Below are 19361 nucleotides of genomic sequence, written 5' to 3' on the forward strand. Positions count from 1 at the left end.
ACGCGTGCTGACGTCGGCGGCCGTGCTGACCGCGGCCGCCGCGACCTGGTCGCTGGTGCTGCTGACGGCCGCGCTGCTCGGTGACGCGCCGCCGGTGGTCCGGGAGGCCCGCGAGGACGGGCACCGGCTGGTGGATCCGGTGCCGGAGGTGATCGGCGTCGCTGCCGCCGTGGCGCTGGTCGCCGTCGTGTACCGGGTGCACCGGGCGGTGCGCGCCGAGCGGTGCACCCGGCGGGCACTGAAACGGCTGAGCGCAGGACAGCCGGCGGACACGGAGTTGATCGTCGCCGCCTCCGACGTACCGCAGGCGTTCGCGATCCCGGGCCGGCCGGGCCGAATCCTGGTCACCTCCGCGATGCTGAGCGCACTGCGCCCGGACGAGCGGCGGGTCCTGCTCGCCCACGAACGTGCGCATCTGGCGCACCGGCACGGGCCGCTGGTGACAGCGGCAACGCTGGCCGCTGCGGCCAACCCGCTGCTCGTACCGGTCCGCTCGGCCGTCGTCTTCCTGGTGGAACGCTGGGCGGACGAGCAGGCGGCCACCGCCGTCGGAGACCGGCGCACCACCGCCCGCGCGCTGGCCCGTGCCGCGCTCAGCGCGGGCCGGGCCCCCTCGGCGTGCACCCTGCACTTCACCGACCGCGCGGTCACCCGCCGGATCGCGGCGCTCCAGACGAGCCCGCCCCCGCAGATGTGGTCCGCCGCGGTGGCCGTTCTCGCCCTCGGCACCCTACCGGCCCTGCTCGCCGCCGATGCGACGGGCGACCTGCTCGGTCTGCTGTCCGAGATGCTGAACTGACGCTCAGCCGCTGTTCGGCGTCCGGTGCACGGGCTGCTCGGGAGCCGGGCGGGCGATGACCTGCGGTACCGGGCGGACGGCGGGCTCGTCGGTGCTCACCCGCAGCGCCTCCCCGTGGTGGTGGAGCGTGAGCGGCGGCCCGGAGAGCAGCGTGTACGTCGCCTTGTCCGCGCCGATCTCCACCCTCAGCCGGCGGCCACGGAACTGGAGGCTGAAGGCGAGGCGGCGCAACCGCTCCGGGAGGCGCGGCGCGAAGCGCAGACCCTCGCCGTCGCGCCGCATTCCGCCGAAGCCCGCCACCAGCGCCATCCAGGTCCCGGCCAGCGAGGCGACGTGCAGTCCGTCCCGGGTGTTGTGCTCCAGGTCCTGCAGGTCCATCAGGGCCGCCTCGGCCGTGTAGTCGTAGGCGAGAGCGAGATGGCCCGCCTGGGCGGCGATGACGGCCTGGCAGCAGGCGGACAGGGAGGAGTCGCGCACGGTCAGCGGCTCGTAGTAGGCGAAGTTCCGGGCGACCTGCTCGTCGTCGAAGTGGGCCCCGCAGGTGTACATGGCCAGCACCAGGTCGGCCTGCTTGACGACCTGTTTGCGGTACAGGTCGAAGTAGGGGAAGTTCAACAGCAGCGGGTACTGGTCGGGGCGGGTGCCGGCGAAGTCCCAGCGCTGGTAGCGGGTGAATCCGGCGTGCTGCTCGTGCACACCGAGTTCGTCGTTGTAGGGGAGGTGCACGGCGTCGGCGGCGTCCCGCCAGGCCGCGCTCTCCTCCTCGTCCACGCCGAGGCGCTCCGCCTCGCGCGGGTGCCGTTCGACGGCGTCGGCGGCGGCGAGCAGGTTCTGGCGGGCCATCAGGTTGGTGTAGGTGTTGTCGTCGGCGACCGCGCTGTACTCGTCGGGTCCGGTGACGCCGTCGATGTGGAAGACGCCGCGGTGATCGTGGTGGCCGAGCGAGCGCCACAGCCGGGCGGTCTCCACCAGCAGCTCGACGCCCGCCTCCCGTTCGAAGACGGCGTCGCCGGTGGCCTCGACGTAGCGGAGGACCGCGTCGGCTATGCCGGCGTTCACATGGAAGGCCGCGGTGCCGGCCGGCCAGTACGCCGAGCCCTCCGCGCCCTGGATGGTCCGCCAGGGGAACGCGGCCCCGCCGAGCCCCAGCTGGGCCGCGCGCTCGCGTGCCTCGTCCAGCGTGTTGTGCCGCCAGCGCAGGGCCTCGGCGACTGCCTCGGGGGCGGTGTGGGTGAGGACGGGCAGCACGAACATCTCGGTGTCCCAGAAGGCGTGCCCGTCGTAGCCGGAGCCGGTCAGGCCCTTGGCGGGTATCGCCCGCTGCTCGGCGCGGGCCCCGGCCTGCAGGACGTGGAAGAGGGCGAACCGTACGGCCTGCTGGATCTCCTCGTCGCCGTCGACCTCGACGTCCGCGCGGGCCCAGAAGTCGTCCAGGTGGGACCGCTGCTCGTCCAGCAGGCCCTGCCAGCCGTCGTGCGCGGCGGCCGCGAGGGCCGCGTCCACCTGGTCGGCCATCGCGGGCAGCGAGCGGGTACCCGACCAGCCGTGGGCGACCAGCTTCTCCACCCGCAGGGTCTGGCCCGGCTCCAGGACGGAGGTGACGGTGAGGCGGGCCACGTCGGTGCCGCTCTCACTGCGGGTCGTGGTGCGCTCGGGCCCGGTGACCACGTGGTCGGCGGCCGCGGCCACCCTGAGGCCGCTGCGCCGGGTGCGGTGGACCAGCCGCAGCCGGTTCCCGGAGGCGAAGCCGTCCTCCTGCTCCAGCGGCGACTGGAGCGCCATCGCCGCGCGTGGGTCGCCGTTCGACCCGGGCAACTGCTCGTTGGCGACCAGCTCCGACTGGATCACCACGCGGCTGCGGCTGCCGACGGCCTCCACCTCGTAGGCCACCGCGGCCACCGCCCGCTGGGTCAGCGACACCAGCCGTGTGGAGCGCACCCGGACCGTGGAGCCGGCCGGGGAGGTCCATTCGCAGGTCCGCTCCAGCACGCCGCGGCGCAGGTCCAGGACGCGCTCGTGGCTGACGAGCCGGCCGTAGCGCAGGTCGAACGGCTCGTCGTCCACCAGCAGCCGCAGGATCTTGCCGTTGGTGACGTTGATGACCGTCTGCCCGGACTCCGGGTAGCCGTAGCCGGCCTCCGCGTACGGGAGCGGGTGCACCTCGTGGACGCCGTTGAGGTAGCTGCCGGGCAGGCCGTGCGGCTCGCCCTCGTCCAGGTTGCCGCGCCAGCCGACATGGCCGTTGGACAGCGCGAACACCGACTCGCTCTGGGCGAGGACGTCGAGGTTCAGGTCGGTCTCGCGCACGGCCCACGGCTCGACCGTGTACGACCGGTGGGTGATCACTGCTTGCCTCCCAGCTCGGCCATGTCCTTGACGACGATGCTCGCGCCGTGTGCGTACAGCGCGTCGGTCTGCCCGACCCGGTCGACGCCGACGACGTATCCGAAGCCGCCCGCGCGGCCCGCGTCCATGCCGGCCAGCGCGTCCTCGAAGACGGCGGACCGCGCCGCCTCGACGCCCAGGTCCCGGGCCGCGGCCAGGAAGGTGTCGGGGTGCGGCTTGCCCGGCAGGTTCCGCTCGGCGGCGACCACGCCGTCGATGCGCACGTCGAAGTAGTGCTCGGCGCCGACGGCCCGCAGCACGTCCCGGCAGTTGGCGCTGGAGGAGACGATCGCGGTGCGCAGCCCCTGCGCGCGCACGGCGTCCAGATAGCGCAGGGTGCCCTCGTAGGCCTCCACACCGCCGGTGCGGATGCGCTCCAGCAGCAGGTCGTTCTTGCGGTTGCCCAGGCCGTGCACGGTCGCGGCGTCCGGCGGGTCGTCGGGGGCGCCCTCGGGCAGGTGGATGCCGCGCGAGGCGAGGAAGGAGCGGACCCCGTCGGCGCGCGGGCGTCCGTCGACGTACTCGTCGTAGTCGTCGATCTCGTCGAACGGCCGCGCCTCGCGGCCCTCGTGGTCGCGCAGGAACGCGTCGAACGTCTCCTTCCAGGCGGCCGCGTGCACGACGGCCGTCTTGGTGACGACCCCGTCGAGGTCGAAGAGACACGCCTGGATGGTGTCGGGCAGACCGAGCTGAGTCATACCCAGCACTGTTCCCCATGGGGCCGGGTGTCAGTGGGTGGCGAGCACCACATGAGCCATACTTTCGAACCTTCCCGCCCGGATCCCCCCGTCAGGGCCCCTGGTGACAGACTCTGCCGTGTGCCGCTGACCTTCGACGACCTCCTCGCCCGTGCCCGCGCCCTCACCGGGAGCGGGCGGCGCGCCCTCCTCGGGATCGCGGGCGGCCCGGGCGCGGGCAAGACGACGCTGGCCGAGCACCTGGTGCACGCCCTGAACGCCGACGGGCCGCCCTGGGCGGCGCACGTCCCGATGGACGGGTTCCATCTGGCCGACGCCGAACTGGACCGGCTGGGCCGCCGGGACCGCAAGGGCGCGCCGGACACCTTCGACGCGGCCGGGTACGCGGCGCTGCTGCGGCGGCTGCGCGAGGACACCGACGAAGTGGTGTACGCGCCCGGGTTCGAGCGGGTGCTGGAGCAACCGCTCGCGGGTGCGATCCCGGTGCCGCCGACGGCGCGGCTGGTGGTGACCGAGGGCAACTACCTGTTGCTGCCGGAGGGTTCGTGGGCGCGGGTGCGGACGTGCCTGGACGAGGTGTGGTTCTGCGAGATCGACGAGGCGGAGCGGATCCGGCGGCTGGTGGCCCGGCACGAGGAGTTCGGCAAGGACCACGAAGCGGCCGTGGCCTGGGTGCTGGGGACGGACCAGCGCAACGCCGGTCTGATCGCCGCGACGCGGGACCGGGCGGACCTGGTCGTGCCGCCCGGTGCCCTGCCCTCGCTCAGACGCCCAGTGTGAGAGCGGCTTCGCCGGCGGCATCGCCCGCCGGATTGCCGAGCACGGCGGTGAACGCCTCGGTGCGCACCGTGAGGCCTTGCTCGCCGCTCTCGAAGGCGGGCGCGAAGGACCCGCCCGGCCCGTACCGTACGGCGAACACGTGCAGTTCCTCGGGGGCGCCCGGCGCCGGGTCGGCTTCGATCGCGGTGGAGCTGACCAGGTGGCGCCAGCCCTCGTCGGGGTTGCCGTAGCCGCGCGGATCGGCCGCGAGCGCGAACGCCGCCTGTTCCTGGGTGAGTTCGGCGCGGGTGTCGAAGTGGTCGGGGCCCGGGTCCGTGGGATGCGTGAGGCGCAGCCCGCCCGCGGCGGTGACCTCGCCCTCGGCGACGCGGCGCACCCGGTCGCCGTCGTCCGCGGCGTACGGCAGCCCGGACAGCAGGTAGGGCTCCCCGTCGAGACGCTCCACGGCGACCGTCACCCACAGGCTCGTGCCGTCGGTGACGTACAACGACCGCACATGGCGGAGCACATGGTCACGGCCCACGACCGGCTTGGTGACCAGCTTCCCGGCGAGCCCGTCGGTACGGACGTCCCGGACACGCACCTCGCCCATGGGACGGCACAGCAGGAACCCGTCCGTCACCGGACCGAACCCGTGCTGACGGCGGACCGCCGCCGGCAGGTAGTAGGTGCCCGCCGCCTCGACCAGCGACGGGGTCATGCGAGTGTCGAAGGCGACCGAGACCGTGCCGGAGCGCAGGTGGTGGCGGGCGGGGGTCTGCGACGGGGTGCGGTGCCAGCGGGTGGTGTCCTGGATCTGCCAGACCAGCATGAACGCGAAGTGCCCGTCGATCCGGCCGTCCCGCTGGACCGCGTGCCGGCCCCAGCGGGTGTCACCCCGGTAGCGGCCCAGGTCGGCACCGATGCGGGCGCTGAAGTACCGCAGGCCAAGGACGGACTCGAACCCGGAGTGCTGTTCGCTGTAGCGGGGGCCGCCGTTGTCGAAGCCGCCGCTCGTCAGGCGGGCGTCGATGTACCGGGCGAGCGCGTCGCCGTCCTCGGCGAACACCTCCTCGCCGCTGACCCGGTGGGCCTGGGCGAGGAACGACAGGGAGATCGGGCCGTAGTTGTTGTCGTACGCGCCGCCGTGCTCCGGCGGCAGCAGCGCGCCCCGGTCGCGGACCCGGTGGGCGCGGATCTCCTCGGCGTACAGGGCCAGCGCGCGGGAGCGGACCGGCTTCCCTTCGCCGTCCGGGAGATGGCGGGCCAGCATCAGACCGCCGACCACACAGCCGATGGCCTGGTTGCCCGCCTCCTGCGGGTTGAAGAAGGTCGCCTCGGTCAGCCAGCGCCAGTAGCCCTGCGCCAGATCCGTGAGAGCCGTGCGCTGTTCGTGAGCCAGGAGGCCCTCGGCCGCGTCGAGGACGTTGACCGCCTGGAGCAGTGCCCACACCGTACTCGGCCAGTCGCCGATGGGGTGCGCGCCCGCCTCCAGCACGTAACGGGCGTACGGCAGGCCGGAGCCCGTGGTGCGGAGGTTCGGGTAGCCGGGGTTGTCCTCGGTGTAGACGCGCTCGCGCAGGTGGAAGGCGAGGCTGCGGCGCACGGCCTCCGGCAGCCGGGGGTCCCTGCCCCGCTGCCAGGCGTGGGCGAGCAGGGAGGTGGTGCCGAGGGAGGTGTCGCCGATGTCGTCGCCGGCGTCCGGGTGCTCCAGGCTGCCCTCGGGTGTGAGGCGGGCCAGGGCCTGTTCGGTGACGTCGGCGAGGACGGCGTCGTACGCCTGCTCGGTGTCCGGGAGGTCGTGCAGCGGGCCGCGCTGGTGAGTCAGGTGCACGCGGGGATCAGCCCTTCATGCCGGAGGTCGCCATGCCTTCCACCAGCCTCTTCTGGAAGACGAGGAAGCAGATGAGCGTCGGGGCGAGCGCGAGTGTCGACATGGCGAACATAGCGCCGTAGGAGGAGCCGCTGGTCTGGTCCAGGAACAGGGTCAGTCCCAGGGGCACGGTGAAGCGGTCGTTCTGCTGGAGGTAGACGAGCTGGTGCAGGAAGTCGTCGTAGGTCCAGATGAAGGTGAAGATCGTGGTGGTGATCAGCGCCGGTTTCATCAGCGGCAGGATGATCTTCCAGTAGATCTGCAGGGGGTTGGCGCCGTCCATCATGGCCGCCTGGTCCAGCTCGCGCGGGATGGAGCGGATGAACTGGACCATCAGGAAGATGAAGAAGGCGTCCACCGCCAGGAACTTCGGCACGATCAGCGGCAGGAACGTGTTGATCCACGTGAGGTTGTAGAAGATCGTGTACTGCGGGATCAGGACGGCCTGCGTGGGCAGCATCAGCGTGCCGAGCATCAGGCCGAACCAGATCTTCTTGCCGCGGAACTCGAAGCGCGCGAAGGCGTAGGCGGCCAGCGAGCAGGACACGACGTTCCCGATCACCGCGCCGATCGTGACGATCAGCGAGTTGGTGATGTAGAGCGAGAAGGAGTTGCCGGAGCCGCTCCAGCCCTGGGAGTAGTTCTCCGGCTGCAGCTTGTCCGGGATCAGCCCGGGGTGGGTGAAGATCTCGGTGTCGGGCTTGAGCGAGCTGCTCAGCATCCACAGCAGCGGGTACAGCATGACGATCGCCACGCCGATGAGCAGCGTGTGGACGAAGATGCGGCGGGAGCCGGTGAGCGAGCGGAGCTTGTTCACCGGCGACGCGTTCGGGGTGAGGGCGGACATGGGGCGGACTCCTCGCTCAGTCGTCGTAGTGGACCCAGTAGCGGCTGGCGATGAAGTTGACCGCCGTGAAGCCGGCGATGACCAGGAAGAGCACCCAGGCCAGCGCCGAGGCGTACCCCATCTGCAGGTCGGTGAAGCCCTTCTTGTACAGGTAGAGGGAGTACAGCATGGTCGAATTGAGCGGTCCGCCCGTGCCGTTGCTGATCACGAAGGCGGGGGTGAACGTCTTGAACGCGTCGATGATCTGCAGGACCACGTTGAAGAAGACGATCGGCGTCAGCAGCGGAAGGGTGATCCGGAAGAACCGGGTGACGGGCCGGGCGCCGTCGATCGCGGCCGCCTCGTACACGTCCTTCGGCAGCTGCTTGAGACCTGCGAGGAAGATGACCATCGGCGTGCCGAACTGCCAGACCGCCAGCAGGATGAGCGTGTAGAGGGCTGTGTCGGGGCTGGAGATCCAGTCCTGGCCCTTGATGCCGAACCAGCCGAGGAAGTCGTTGAACAGGCCGTCGCCGCCGAAGACCTGGCGCCACACGATGGCGACGGCCACCGCTCCGCCCAGCAGCGAGGGCAGGTAGAAGGCGGCCCGGTACAGGCCGATGCCCTTCAGGTCCCGGTTGAGCAGCATCGCCACGCCGAGCGCGAGCGCCAGCTTCAGGGGTACGGAGACGACGACGTACAGGAGGGTCGCGTGCACCGAGTCCCAGAAGACCGGGTCGTCGGTGAACATGCGCGAGTAGTTGTCGGTACCGACCCACTTCGCGGGTGACAGCAGGTCGAAGTCCGTGAAGGACAGGTACAGCGAGTCCAGCATCGGGTAGATCGTCAGACCGAACAGGCCCACGAACCAGGGGGCCAGGAAGAAGTACGGCCACCATCCCCCGCCGCGCCGTCTGGCGGCGCGGCGGCGCATCCGTTCGCGCTCGCGCTGGTCGGCGGGGGTCGCCGGGGCCGCCGGCGCCCGGCCCACGACCTTGTCGGTCCTGGCGGTGGTCATGCTCATCTTCTTCCTGGCCTCTCCCGGTGCCTGACGGTGCTGTGGCGCGGTCAGCCCGCGAGGATGGACTGCGCCTGGTCGAAGAACTCGCTCAGCTGCGCCTTGACGGACTTCTTGCCGAAGGCGATCGCCAGGTTGGACTGGAACAGCAGGTCCCAGACCTGGTCCGCGCCCTTGGGCGGGGGCACCGGTGCGGGCAGCGCGTTGGTGGCCTTGGAGACCCGCTGGGAGATGTAGTCGGCGTTCGCCATGTTCAGCTTGTCGGTCTCGGTCAGCCCGGCGGAGATCAGCGAACGGGCCTTCTCGGTCGGCGGGATGCCGCGCAGCAGCTGCATGTCCTTGATGGCGGTGGCGTCCTGGGCGAAGAAGTCCATGATCTTGACCGAGTCGGCGACCTTCTTGCTGGCCTTGGTGGCGCTCAGCAGCACACCGCCGTTGACGAAGTTGCCCTCGCGGGCGCCGCTCCAGTCGCCCTGGGGGGTGGGCAGGAAGTCCAGCTGGGCGTCGGTGATCGAGCCGCCGGCGCCGTAGACACCGGAGTCGAAGGTGAACAGGGCCTTGCCGATGACGACCGCGTTCTTGGTGAGGTCGTTGTGCGCGGCGGAGGTGACGGCGGGCGCCGGGGAGGCATGGTCCTTGCGCATGCCGGCCCAGAACTCCCACCACTCCTGGAGGGTGTCGGCGGTGAAGCCGAGCTTCTTGCCGTCGTCGGAGAAGAACTGCTGGCCCTTCTCGCGGGCGAAGACCTCGAAGCACTGGAGGGTGGAGCCGCCGCCGTCGTCGACGCCGAAGATCTTGCCGCCGCTCTTCTTGTAGACGTCGGCCGAGATCTTCTTCAGGTCGTTCCAGGTCCACTCGCGGTCGGGCAGCTTCAGGCCGAGCTTCTCCAGGCCGGAGCGGTTGACGGTGAGCTGGTTGACGCCGATGCCGGACGGGACGCCGTACAGCTTGCCGTCTACGGTGCCGGCGGCGAGGAGTGTCTTGGAGAAGCCGGTCAGGTCCAGGGACTTGCCCACGTAGGAGTCGATCGGGGCGAGGATGCCCTTGCGGGCGTACTGGGCGACCAGCGCGGTGTCCATCTGCAGCAGGTCGGGGGCGCTGCCGCCGGCGACCTGGGTGTTGAACTTGTCGAAGTAGCCGTCGTAGCCCTGGTACCGGGTCTCGATCTCGATCTTCGGATTCTTCGTCTGGAAGGACGCGAGGGCCTTCTTGTAGGCGGTGTGCCGGTCGTCGCTGCCCCACCAGGTCATGGTCAGCTTGCCGTCGTCGCTGCCCGCGCCGGTGCCGCCCGCGCAGGCGGAGAGCGAGGAGCCGAGCGCGCCGGCGACGGCCAGCCCGCTCGCGGTGCGGAAGAGGGTTCTGCGCGAGATCTGGTGACCCACCGGGTCCTCCCTGAAGGTGCGTGACGGATCCCGGAGCCGGTCAACTCGGCTCGGGTGTCTTGGTGTCGGATGCGCTTTCCGGCGACGCGGCCTCGCCCGGCCGCGCGGCCCCGACGGGTGAGGTCCCCGGCCCTGCCGGCCGTTTCCGAACGAGCACGCCCTCGCACGGCTGCCGTACGTCGCGTACGGTCGGGACGCCCACCCCAAGTCGGTGTCCCGCCCGACTTAGAAAGCGCTTGTCCGGACATTGGCAGACCGAGTCCGAGGCCGTCAATCCTTCGCCCGCGCGGCCTCGGTCACGGTTTGGACTCCCCGGGCGACCGCGAGCCGGGCGGCGCCGGTGACGGTACCCAGCTCCCCGACCGTGCTGCTGACCACCTCGGTGGGCCAGCTCAGCCGCTCCAGTTCGACCCGCACACCGGGCAGGAGCTGCGGGTCCGCGCCGGTGCTGCCGCCCAGCACGATCAGTCCCGGGTCGAGCACGGCGGCCACGGCGGCGGCGAGCCGGCCCACGTCGGCGGCATGGCGGCCCACGACGGAGCGGGCCACCGCTCGGCCCTCCGCCGCAAGGGCGAAGAGCTGGTCAGTGGTGGCGGGGCACGGGCCGTCGGCCTGCTGCCAGGCCGCGGCGGCCCGCCGCAGGAGGGAGCGGGCGCCGACGTACTCCTCGAGGGCCTCGCGGCGCGGCTCGCGGTCGCCGTCCCAGGGGTAGGGCAGCCGGGCCAGCTCTCCGGCGGCGCCGTTCGCGCCGCGCAGCACCCGGCCGCCGATGACGATGCCGAGGCCGATACCGACGCCGGTCCGCAGATAGGCGAAGGTGGGGCGACCGCGGGCGGCGCCCTCGTGCAGCTCGGCGAGCGCGGCGCAGTTCACGTTGTTCTCGAGGTGGACGGGAACACCGGGCGGCAGCGCGACGGCCATGGCGTCGTAGGCGGGGCCCGCCTTCTCGGTGGCGGGGCGCATGCCGGGCCCGTCCCGGTCCGGTGCGGTGACGTCGCCGACGGCGACGACGATGGTGCGCAGCGGGGCGTCGGCGGGCAGCGCGCTCAGGGCCGTGCGTACGGCGTCGGCGGCGTCGTCCCGGGCGGTGGTGGCCTGGGCGAGCAGGGTGCCGTCGAGGGCACAGCCGCGCACCCGTGTGTCGGCGGGGCCGAGATCCACGGCGAGCACGGTCCCGGCGGCCGGCCCGAGCCGGTAGACGGCCGCGCTGCGGCCGGTGCCGCTGGAGGCCGTACCGGAGTGGGCGGCGAGCCCCGCGGCCTCCAGCTCGGCCACGGCGCCTGACACCGTCGGTTTCGAAAGGCCCGCGTCGGCCGCCAGCCGGGGCCGGGTGGCCGAGCCGGCCGCGGCCAGGACGGCGAACACCGCGCGGGCACTCTCGCTCAGGTTCATGCTCTCCCCCGGATTCGGGCAGCGGGGATCCGCTCCCATGGGTGGGCAGGAGGCATCGGTGGTCCGTGCCTCTTGACGCACCCTACTTCGTTAGTTAATTTCCTAACGAATTCACGGTACTCGCCTGCCGTGCTCCACCAGAAGCCCGTCCCGGGGCTTCACTACCGCTCCGACTCCTGTTCCCCCGACACGGATCGCCCGCCGTCGCAAACACACCGACGAAAGAGGTTCCGTGCAGGACTCCATGCCCGTGCTGGTCGGCATCGACGTGGGCGGCACCAAGACGCATCTCCGCGCCGTCGCGGGGGACGCCCCGGTCGCCGACCACGTCCGGACGAGCAGTGGCTGGCGGCCGCACGACCCCGTGTCCGCCGCCGGCCGGCTGGCCGGGCTGGTCGCCGAAGCCCTGCCCGCCGGGGTGCGCCCGTCGGCCCTGGCCGTGGGCGGGCACGCCTGTGAGACCCCTCGCCAGTGCGACCGGATACGCACCGCCCTGCAACAGCACTTCGACGTACCCGCGCTGGTCGTGGGCGATGCCGAACTCCTCGTACCCGCAGCCGGGCTTCAGAAGGGGGTCGGCCTGGTCGCGGGGACCGGCTCGGTCGCGGTGGGCCACGCGGCCGACGGCACGCGGGTGCAGGTCGGCGGCTGGGGCGCGGTCCTCGGAGACGAGGGCGGCGCCGCCGGGCTCGTCCGGGAGGCCGCGCGCGCCTGCTGGGCCGCCCACGACCGCGGTGAGGCGCCCGACGCGCTGGCCGCGGGACTTCTCGACGCGTTCGGCGTGCCCGAAGTACCCGCGCTCGGCGCGGCCTTGGAGAGCGTCACGGACGTCTCCGCCGAGTGGGGCCGGCACGCCCCGGTGCTCTTCGCGGCCGCCGAGGCCGGTTCCCGGCTCGCCCGCGAGGTGATCGCCGCCGGGGGCCGCTCGCTCGCCGCACTGGTCGTCCGGCTCGCCGACCGGGGCCTCGCGGTGGACGACGTGGTGGTGGCGGGCGGCACCGTTCTCGCCCAACCGCTGCTCTACGACGCCTTCGCCGCCGCGCTGGCCGAGGCCCTGCCCGGCACCCGTCCGCAGACGCTGCGGGTGCCGCCCGTCAACGGGGCGGTGGCGCTGGCACGTTCGCTGCTGTGAGGGCGCGGGGGCGGTCACCGCGCGCCTGCGGCACACCGTGTTGGATCCTGCGAGTCCGACGCCCGCGTTCACGTTCCGCACATGCCCACGTCGCCGAGGACGCCCTGGCGCGACACGAAGTCGCCCTAGATATTCCCTCGTTCAACTTATTCCCCACGGGATCGCACAATCCGGCACATCGCGGCCGGGTGTCACGGCACCACGCGCCGGGGCGGCTCCGTGGACCACTCCCCGGCCGCCGAACGGCCGAAGAACTCAAGAGAGGCACACGCATGCCGTCACCCACCGGGCACCGCTCCTCCTCGCCTGCCCGTGGATCCGCCCTGAACCGGCGCGGCTTCCTCAAGACCTCGCTGGGCGCGTCGGCGGGCGTGCTCGCCGCCCCGACCTTCGTCGGGTGGCTGTGGGCCGCCGATGCGAAGGCCGCGACCGGCGCCGCCGCGTTCGTGGACGACTACCGGACCAACGTCCTCGCCAACCTCACGCCCGAGACCAACGCCGTGGTCCGGATCCTCGGCGGCTTCGCCCAGGTGTGGAAGACCGGCCCCGCCTGGAACACCGGCATCCCGCTGCGCCCCGAGGTGCTGCACGCCAACATGCGGTACTGCGCGCGCGTCACCACCGAGCGCACCGACGCGCAGGCGAAGGAGGCGTTCGTCTACGACCGCCAGCACCAGAGCTACGCGATGATCGCCGGCCTCGGCCCACTGGCCGACCTGTACAGGTCGGGCGCCAAGGCGGTCACGGCGATCACCGCCGCGCCCGACGGCACTCCGGCGACGACCGTCAGCGACACCGTCCCCGCGAACGCCCCGGCCGGCTCGGCGCTCGGCGCGGGTTCCCACGACTCCGCGCTGGGCAAGGTCGCCGAACTGGTCGACACCGTGCGCGGCCCGTACGCCTCCGGCAACCCGGCCAAGTACGCCTACCAGTACCCGCGTCCGTGGCGCATGAACGAGCACAGCGAGGTGGTCGACACCGGGAGGACCGAAGCGTTCGGCTACCCGGTGTACGAGTCGGACGTGGTCGTCGCCCCGCAGCTGCTGCGCCAGCGCGGCACCTCCCCGACCGACGACGGCGGCTTCCCGAGCGGTCACACCAACGCCTTCCACCTGGCCGCGCTGGCCTACGCGTACGCGGTGCCGGAGCGTTTCCAGGAGCTGGTGACCCGCGCCTTCGAGCTGAGCCACACCCGGATCGTGGCGGGCATGCACAACACCGTCGACGTCATCGGCGGCCGGATCATGGCGACCGCACTGGCCGCGGCCACGCTCGCCGACCCGGCGAACGCCGGCCTCAAGGAGGCGGCGCGCGCCCAGGCGCTCGCGTACTTCACGGCGCAGACCGGTACGACGGCGGACACGCTGTACGGCTACGCGCACGCGGCCGGCGCCGACGCCGACCCGTACGCCGACCGGGCCGCCAACGCCCGTGCGGTGCGGCCCCGGTTCACGTACGTGCTGACCCGGCACGGTCGCGACACGGCGTTCACCGTGCCGAAGGGCGCCGAGGTGCTCCTGGAGACGCGGCTGCCGTACCTGGACGCCGACCAGCGGCGCGAGGTGCTCCGCACGACCGGGCTGCCCTCCGGATACGTGCTGCTGGACGGCGCCGAGCAGTGGGGGCGGATCAACCTGTTCGCCGCCGCCGACGGTTACGGCGCCTTCCGCTCCGACGTGACCGTCACGCTGGACGCCTCGGCGGGCGGCTTCCCGGCGGCCGACGTCTGGCGCAACGACATCGACGGCTGCGGCGGCATGACCAAGCGGGGCACCGGCACGCTGACACTGACGGGCCACAACACGTACGAAGGCGGGACCGTGGTGGAGGACGGCGTGCTGGTCGCCGGCTCCGTCTTCGCCCTCGGCCGCGGTGAGGTGCGGGTGCTCGGCGGCACGCTGCGCACGGCCGGGCTGGCACGGGTGCAGGGCACGTACGTGCAGGAAGCGGGCGGGACCCTGGAGGTGACGCTCCGCGCGGACCGCAGGACGGGGCTTTCGCTGCCCGGGCGGGCCCTGCTGGGCCGGGGCAGCGTGCTGTCGCTGCACCTCGACGCCGAGCACCCGCCGGCCGCCGGGAGCACCGTCCGCGTCATCGGCGCCCGGGCGGTGCGCGGCCAGTTCGACCAGGTGAAGCTGAACTCCGACGCGCTGCGGGCCGTACCCGTGTACACGGCGGAAGGTCTGTCGGTACGACTCCTGAAGCGGTGACGCCTCCGGGGCGGGAGCGGGTGCGGGAGCTGGGCCATGATGCTGCCTGTGACCGCTCCCCCACCCCGTCCGGCCGGCCGCACCGCAGGGCGGATGATGGCGCACGAACAGCAGACGGTCCCGACCGAGCGGGCCGACGAGGCGGACCGGGCGACCCGGGCGGTCCTGGCACCCGGGCCCAAGGACGTCGACCCCGCACGCCCCGTGCCGGGACCGGCGCCCGCCCGGCCGGACGTGGGGCTGCTGCGGCGGTGGGCGGTGCCTCGGCGGCGGTGGGTGGTGCCGCTCCTGGTGGCGCTGCTGCTGGCCCAGATGGCCGCTGCGATGGTCACCACGGCTGTCCGGCAGACGCCCACCATCGACGAACCCGTGTACGTGGCCACGGCCACCGACTACCTGCGTGAGCACAGGGTGCGCTACAACCCCGAGCATCCGCCGCTCGGCAAACTGCTGATCGCGGCCGGCGTGGCGGTGGCCGATCCGCACTACGACGCGTCGTACACCGGCCGACCGTCGCCCATCGGCATCCAGGGCGATGTGGGCCGGCATCTGCTGTACGAGTCGGGCAACGATCCCTGGCGGCTGATGCTGTGGGCACGGCTGCCGGTGATCGTGATGACCCTGCTGTTCGGGCTGGTGGTGTTCGGGTTCGCGCGGGAGTTGGCGGGTGCGGCAGGCGGTCTGGCGGCGCTCGCCCTGTACGCCTTCTCCCCGGACGTGATCGCGCACGGCTCGCTGGCCACGCTGGACGTGCCGGCGACCGGGTTCGTGCTGACGTCGGCCTGGCTGGTGTGGCGGGCGCGGCACCGGCCGCGCGTGTATCTGCCGCTCGCCGGGGCGGCGCTCGGGGCGGCCGTGGCGACGAAGATGAGCACACTGCCGGCGATCCCTGTGGTGATGCTCCTCGCCGTGCTCTCCGGGTGGAGTTCCCTGCGCGGTGCCGACCGGCGGCGGAAGGCGTTGCCGGCGCTCGCGGGGGCGGCGGTCGTGGCGCTGGTGGCGGTCGCGGTGGTGTGGGCCACGTATCTGGCGGTCGATCCCCGGCTGCGGTTCGTGCCCGCCGAGCCGGTGCCGGCCGTGCACGGGCTGCGCGGGTGGCTGACGGACCTGCTGCCGCTGCCGGAGGCGTACCGGGCCGGGATGCGGGTGCAGTTCGGCCTGGAGTACCAGCCCTGGCAGGGCTATCTGTTCGGGCATCTGTACACGGGCTCGCTCTGGTACTACCTGCCGGCTGCCCTGCTGGTGAAGACACCGCTCGGGCTGCTCGCACTGGGCACGGCCGGTGCCGTTGCGATCGTGACGGTACGACGGCTGCGGCCCGCGGCGCCGTATCTGCTGCTGCCGCCCGCGGTGCTGCTGGCGACGGCGATGACCGGCTCGCGTGACTTCGGGACGCGGTACACGCTGTTCGTGCCGGTGTTCCTCGCGATCGCGGGAGCCTGTGTGCTCACGCTGCGGTGGCGGTGGGCGCGGATGCTGACGGGGCTGCTGGTGCTGTGGGTGGCGGTGAGTTCGCTGCGGACGTTCCCGTACTACCTGCCGTACGCGAACGAGGCGTTCGGCGGGCCGGCGAACACCCACCGGCTGCTGCACGACTCCAACGTGGACTGGGGCCAGGACCTGGGCCGGCTGGCCGACCGGCTCCGGCAGCGGTACCCGGACGAGCGGGTGTGGCTGGTCTACAAGGGCAGCGGTGTGCCCTCGTACTACGGCATCCGTGCGTCCGATCCACGCAAGGTGCCGCCGGGCCGGGTGCACGGGCTGTTGGTGGTGTCGGACTCCTCCGCCGCCAAGGCACGCGGCAGACTGGCCGAATTGATCAAATCAAGCCGACCGATCGATCAAGTCGGCCATTCGATCACTCTGTACCGGCGGTGAGCCTGCCGGGCCGTCACAGCCCCTGGCCACCACGGTCGGTGAGCTATGTTGAGTGGTCGTGGGAGACAAAGGAGACGAGCCGGTGCCCTCGCCGCAGCAGGCACGCGCCCAGGCATCAGCGATCACCTCGGGCAAGACCGTGCCGCAGGCCGAGGCCGCACCGACTTCTCAGCTCAGAGAACTCTTCGACGGCCCCCGGCTGTCCCCGGGGCAGCGCCGGGTCGCCCAGTACCTGATCGAGCACATCACCGAGGCCGCGTTCCTGTCGATCACCGAGCTGGCGGACCGCGTGGGCGTCAGCCAGCCCTCCGTCACCCGCTTCGCCGCCGCCGTCGGCTTCAGCGGCTACCCGGCACTGCGGGAGAAGCTCCAGTCGATCGCGCTGAGCACACTGGCCGGCGGACCCGGCGAGGAGAACCGCGCCAACGAACTGCAGGCGGCCGTGGACGCCGAGATGCAGAACCTGGAGAACCTGCGCCGCGACTTCGCCGACCCCGACCGGGTGATCGGCGTCGGGCGCGCGCTGTCCCGCTCCACCCCGCTGACCGTGCTCGGCCTGCGCATCTCCGTGTCGCTGGCCGAGTACTTCGGCTACGCCGCCCGCCGTATCCACCCCGACGTACGCCTCGTGACGCGCGGCGGCAGCGTGGCCTACGACGCGCTGCTCCAGTCGCGCGAGGCCGGCGGCACCTGGGTGCTGGCCTTCGCCATGCCCCGGCACGCGCAGGAGACGCTCACCGCGCTGCGGGTCGCGCGCGAGGCGGGCCTGAAGGTCGCCCTGATCACCGACCTGGCGCTGGGTCCGCTGGCCGACGAGGCCGACGTCACCTTCGCGACCGGCACCGGCTCGCGCCTGGTCTTCGACTCCTACGCCGCGCCCGGCGTGCTGGCCGCCGCCCTGCTGCAGGCCATGACCGACGCCGATCCGGAGCGCACCCAGGGCCGCCTGGAGAAGTACGAGCAGGTGGCCGACCAGCAGCAGTTCTTCATGAAGGACTGACCCTTTCGCAAAGGACTGAACCTTTCGACCGCGGGGGACCGCCCCCGCAGATCTTCCCGTCACACACCTGTCACGCGGGGATCTTTCTCCGTCCAGGGATCATTCACCGCATATCCCGCATGAATGTTTTCATACGTCTTGCAAACCAGTCGGCATATATAAATACTGCTCACGGATCGCACCCGGCCCACTCCGGGTACGTTCCGCACCCGCGGACTCACCGCTCGCACACCGCCCCGAGAAAGCCGACGGACCGCCCATGCGCATGCAAGCACTCCCGCCGCGCCGGTCCCTCGCGCCCGGGGCCCCCGCACGGACACCCTCAGCCGCCGTCCCCTACCCACGTCGGCGATCCGGGTGTTCGGTGGCGCACCGCCTCGGCGATGCGCCCGTGGCGGCCCCGGCCATCCCCTAGGCCGGGGCCGCCCCAACCCGTCGGACCACCCTCACGACGCCGCACACCGGAAGCGATTGATCATGTCCTTGACCACCACCACGCGCCTCAGCCCCGACTGGCCCTGCCAGGTCAAGATGCCGGGCAGCTACGACTGGGAACGCTCGGCGGCCAAGTGGCTGCGCGAGCTGGTCCCGGCGCGCTATGCCAGCTACCCCACGCTGATCCGCCATCCCGTCCTGCTCGCCCGGCATGCGCAGATCCAGGTCCAGCAGGAGATCCGGGTGGCCCGGACGGCACTGCAGACAGCCCGCGCCGAACTGCCCGTCCTCGGCCTGCCGGAGTCGGTCATCGAGCACACGATCAAGCTGTACGCGGCGGAAGTGATGCAGCTCCAGCACATCGCTCGCAGTGTGCGCGCGGTCAGCGAGGCCCTGGCCGGCCGGGGCACCGGCCGCTGACGCGTCCCCGCACCCCCGCGCACCCGCCTGCCCCGCCCCGGTCCCTGTACCTGAGCGATCCCGGTCGTCGTCAATCGTCGTCGCGGTGTCGCCAGTACCAGTAGAGGCCGACGACCAGGGCCAGCAGGAAGACGGCGGGTGCGAGCAGGCCCGGGATGCGGGAGCCGGTCATCGGCGTGGCCTTCGGTCGTGGTGCCAGGTGCGCCCGGCGGCGGGCCGCAGGGTGAGCGCCCATGATGAGGCCTGGCAGCCGGTCGTCCACGCTGTTTTTCCGAGGCGTTGCCTGGTGTTCGAACCGGTGGTCGGCCCACCGGGTGATCAGCCGACGCCGTCGAGGCTGGTCCGGGATTCCAGCGCCCGGCGGGTGTCGTCGCCGTAGACGCCGGTCTCGTCGCCGCTGATGCCGTACCAGAGCTGGAACCGGGCCACGGCCGCGGTGAGCACGGCGTCGTAGCCGCCGCCGGTCGAGCCGTCGCGGTAGACGTCGGGGATGCGCAGCAGGCGCTGCTGGAGTTCGGCGACCTCGGGGCCCGTGTCGCCCTCGCGGAGGGTGCCGGCGCCGTCGGGGTCGGCGGACGGTGTGGCGGCCGGTGCAGCCGGGGCGGTGGCGGCCGGTGCCGTGGTGGTGGCCGGTGCCGTGGTGGTGGCCGGATGCGAGGGCTGCGCGGTCGCACTGGCCTCCTGACGGTCGGGGAGCAGGAGGGCACAGCCGAAACCGACGAGTGCGGCGGCCCCGACGGCCACGGCGACGACGGCGCGACGAAGTCCGGGGCCGAGGCCCGAGGCGTCCGGGGCCCCGCGGCCGGTTCGGCGGCCAGTTCGGCGGTCCGGGGCCTGTGGGGTGGCCGGGTAGGGCGGCAGTTCCTGGGTCTCGTCCTCGGCGGCGTGGGGTGTCCGGGCGGTGGCGGCGCCGGTTCGGGCCGCCGTGTCGAAGGACTCGTACGTCTCCTGCTCCGGGTACATCTCGCGCATCAGGTCCGCGAGGGCGTCGAAGCGGCGCAGCCGCAGGACGCGGACGGGTTCCAGGACCGGTCCGGGGTGCGGCTGTTCAGGGTCGGGCGGTGTCGGCACCCTGGTCTCCTTCCGTCCCGTGCGTACGGGATCCGCGGTCCCCGTGCTGAGATACGGCGCGAACGGCGCACCCGTTCAGCCCC

General features: G+C 72.4%; 16 protein-coding genes. 7 read left to right on the plus strand and 9 right to left on the minus strand.

The window, feature by feature from the left end:
• The coding region (locus ABZ471_RS39665; RefSeq protein WP_359073605.1) for a M48 family metalloprotease at positions 1-799 on the plus strand (799 nt) is incomplete at its 5' end.
• A gap of 3 nt (positions 800-802) precedes the next feature.
• On the opposite strand, the gene ABZ471_RS39670 is transcribed toward ABZ471_RS39665, so the two are convergent.
• Both ABZ471_RS39670 and ABZ471_RS39675 read right to left on the minus strand, forming a co-directional pair.
• Positions 803-3145: a glycosyl hydrolase family 65 protein gene (locus ABZ471_RS39670; protein ID WP_359073607.1), complete on the minus strand. Its 2343-nt coding sequence runs from the start codon at positions 3143-3145 to the stop codon at positions 803-805.
• Positions 3142-3882 carry a beta-phosphoglucomutase family hydrolase gene (locus ABZ471_RS39675; RefSeq protein ID WP_359073608.1) on the minus strand — a complete coding sequence of 247 codons (741 nt, stop codon included), beginning with the start codon at positions 3880-3882 and terminating at the stop codon, positions 3142-3144. The genes ABZ471_RS39670 and ABZ471_RS39675 overlap by 4 nt, the downstream gene beginning before the upstream one ends.
• A 120-nt stretch (positions 3883-4002) precedes the next feature.
• On the opposite strand from ABZ471_RS39675, the gene ABZ471_RS39680 reads away from it, so the two are divergent.
• Positions 4003-4662, plus strand: a complete 660-nt coding sequence (locus ABZ471_RS39680) for a nucleoside/nucleotide kinase family protein (RefSeq protein WP_359073610.1) — start codon at positions 4003-4005, stop codon at positions 4660-4662.
• Here ABZ471_RS39680 and ABZ471_RS39685 read toward each other — a convergent pair.
• The 5 genes from ABZ471_RS39685 to ABZ471_RS39705 form a co-directional block, all read right to left on the minus strand.
• Entirely contained in the window at positions 4646-6475 is a 1830-nt protein-coding gene (locus tag ABZ471_RS39685) for a hypothetical protein (RefSeq protein WP_359073611.1), read from the minus strand. The genes ABZ471_RS39680 and ABZ471_RS39685 overlap by 17 nt on opposite strands.
• Before the next feature lie 7 nt (positions 6476-6482).
• Positions 6483-7361 carry a carbohydrate ABC transporter permease gene (locus ABZ471_RS39690; RefSeq protein WP_359073613.1) on the minus strand — a complete coding sequence of 293 codons (879 nt, stop codon included), beginning with the start codon at positions 7359-7361 and terminating at the stop codon, positions 6483-6485.
• A 16-nt stretch (positions 7362-7377) separates the two neighbouring features.
• Positions 7378-8358 (minus strand): sugar ABC transporter permease, encoded by a 981-nt coding sequence (locus ABZ471_RS39695; RefSeq protein ID WP_359073615.1) that lies wholly within the window; start codon positions 8356-8358, stop codon positions 7378-7380.
• A gap of 50 nt (positions 8359-8408) precedes the next feature.
• A complete protein-coding gene (locus ABZ471_RS39700; RefSeq protein ID WP_359073616.1) occupies positions 8409-9740 on the minus strand; it encodes an extracellular solute-binding protein in 1332 nt (443 codons plus the stop codon).
• A gap of 270 nt (positions 9741-10010) precedes the next feature.
• Entirely contained in the window at positions 10011-11132 is a 1122-nt protein-coding gene (locus ABZ471_RS39705; protein ID WP_359073617.1) for an ROK family protein, read from the minus strand.
• Positions 11133-11364: 232 nt separating this feature from the next.
• Between ABZ471_RS39705 and ABZ471_RS39710 the strand changes: the two genes are divergently transcribed.
• The 5 genes from ABZ471_RS39710 (at position 11365) to ABZ471_RS39730 (ending at position 18207) form a co-directional block, all read left to right on the plus strand.
• Complete coding sequence (locus tag ABZ471_RS39710) at positions 11365-12264, plus strand: BadF/BadG/BcrA/BcrD ATPase family protein (RefSeq protein WP_359073618.1); 900 nt, start codon at positions 11365-11367, stop codon at positions 12262-12264.
• A 272-nt stretch (positions 12265-12536) separates the two neighbouring features.
• On the plus strand, positions 12537-14474 hold the full coding sequence (locus ABZ471_RS39715; RefSeq protein ID WP_359073620.1) for a phosphatase PAP2 family protein: 1938 nt from the start codon (positions 12537-12539) through the stop codon (positions 14472-14474).
• Between the two features lie 312 nt (positions 14475-14786).
• Positions 14787-16352, plus strand: a complete 1566-nt coding sequence (locus tag ABZ471_RS39720; RefSeq protein WP_359073634.1) for a glycosyltransferase family 39 protein — start codon at positions 14787-14789, stop codon at positions 16350-16352.
• A gap of 82 nt (positions 16353-16434) precedes the next feature.
• Positions 16435-17352 (plus strand): MurR/RpiR family transcriptional regulator, encoded by a 918-nt coding sequence (locus ABZ471_RS39725; protein ID WP_359073636.1) that lies wholly within the window; start codon positions 16435-16437, stop codon positions 17350-17352.
• 477 nt (positions 17353-17829) lie between these two features.
• Positions 17830-18207, plus strand: coding sequence for a hypothetical protein (locus ABZ471_RS39730; RefSeq protein ID WP_359073622.1), 378 nt, complete (start codon positions 17830-17832; stop codon positions 18205-18207).
• A 70-nt stretch (positions 18208-18277) separates the two neighbouring features.
• Here ABZ471_RS39730 and ABZ471_RS39735 read toward each other — a convergent pair whose 3' ends face one another.
• Positions 18278-18442 carry a hypothetical protein gene (locus ABZ471_RS39735; RefSeq protein ID WP_359073624.1) on the minus strand — a complete coding sequence of 55 codons (165 nt, stop codon included), beginning with the start codon at positions 18440-18442 and terminating at the stop codon, positions 18278-18280.
• An 83-nt stretch (positions 18443-18525) separates the two neighbouring features.
• A complete protein-coding gene (locus ABZ471_RS39740; RefSeq protein WP_359073626.1) occupies positions 18526-19278 on the minus strand; it encodes a peptidoglycan-binding domain-containing protein in 753 nt (250 codons plus the stop codon).
• Positions 19279-19361 lie beyond the last annotated feature (83 nt).

The sequence above is a fragment of the Streptomyces sp. NPDC005728 genome, assembly GCF_040630895.1.
In the GTDB taxonomy this organism is placed as follows: domain Bacteria; phylum Actinomycetota; class Actinomycetes; order Streptomycetales; family Streptomycetaceae; genus Streptomyces.

Bases quoted from the DNA above. Each gene is read 5' to 3' on its own strand.
- ABZ471_RS39675 (WP_359073608.1), bottom strand. From the start codon at position 3,882: ATGACTCAGCTCGGTCTGCCCGACACCATCCAGGCGTGTCTCTTCGAC.
- ABZ471_RS39690 (WP_359073613.1), bottom strand. From the start codon at position 7,361: ATGTCCGCCCTCACCCCGAACGCGTCGCCGGTGAACAAGCTCCGCTCG.
- ABZ471_RS39695 (WP_359073615.1), bottom strand. From the start codon at position 8,358: ATGACCACCGCCAGGACCGACAAGGTCGTGGGCCGGGCGCCGGCGGCC.
- ABZ471_RS39705 (WP_359073617.1), bottom strand. From the start codon at position 11,132: ATGAACCTGAGCGAGAGTGCCCGCGCGGTGTTCGCCGTCCTGGCCGCG.
- ABZ471_RS39715 (WP_359073620.1), top strand. From the start codon at position 12,537: ATGCCGTCACCCACCGGGCACCGCTCCTCCTCGCCTGCCCGTGGATCC.
- ABZ471_RS39720 (WP_359073634.1), top strand. From the start codon at position 14,787: ATGGCCGCTGCGATGGTCACCACGGCTGTCCGGCAGACGCCCACCATC.
- ABZ471_RS39730 (WP_359073622.1), top strand. From the start codon at position 17,830: ATGTCCTTGACCACCACCACGCGCCTCAGCCCCGACTGGCCCTGCCAG.
- ABZ471_RS39735 (WP_359073624.1), bottom strand. From the start codon at position 18,442: ATGGGCGCTCACCCTGCGGCCCGCCGCCGGGCGCACCTGGCACCACGA.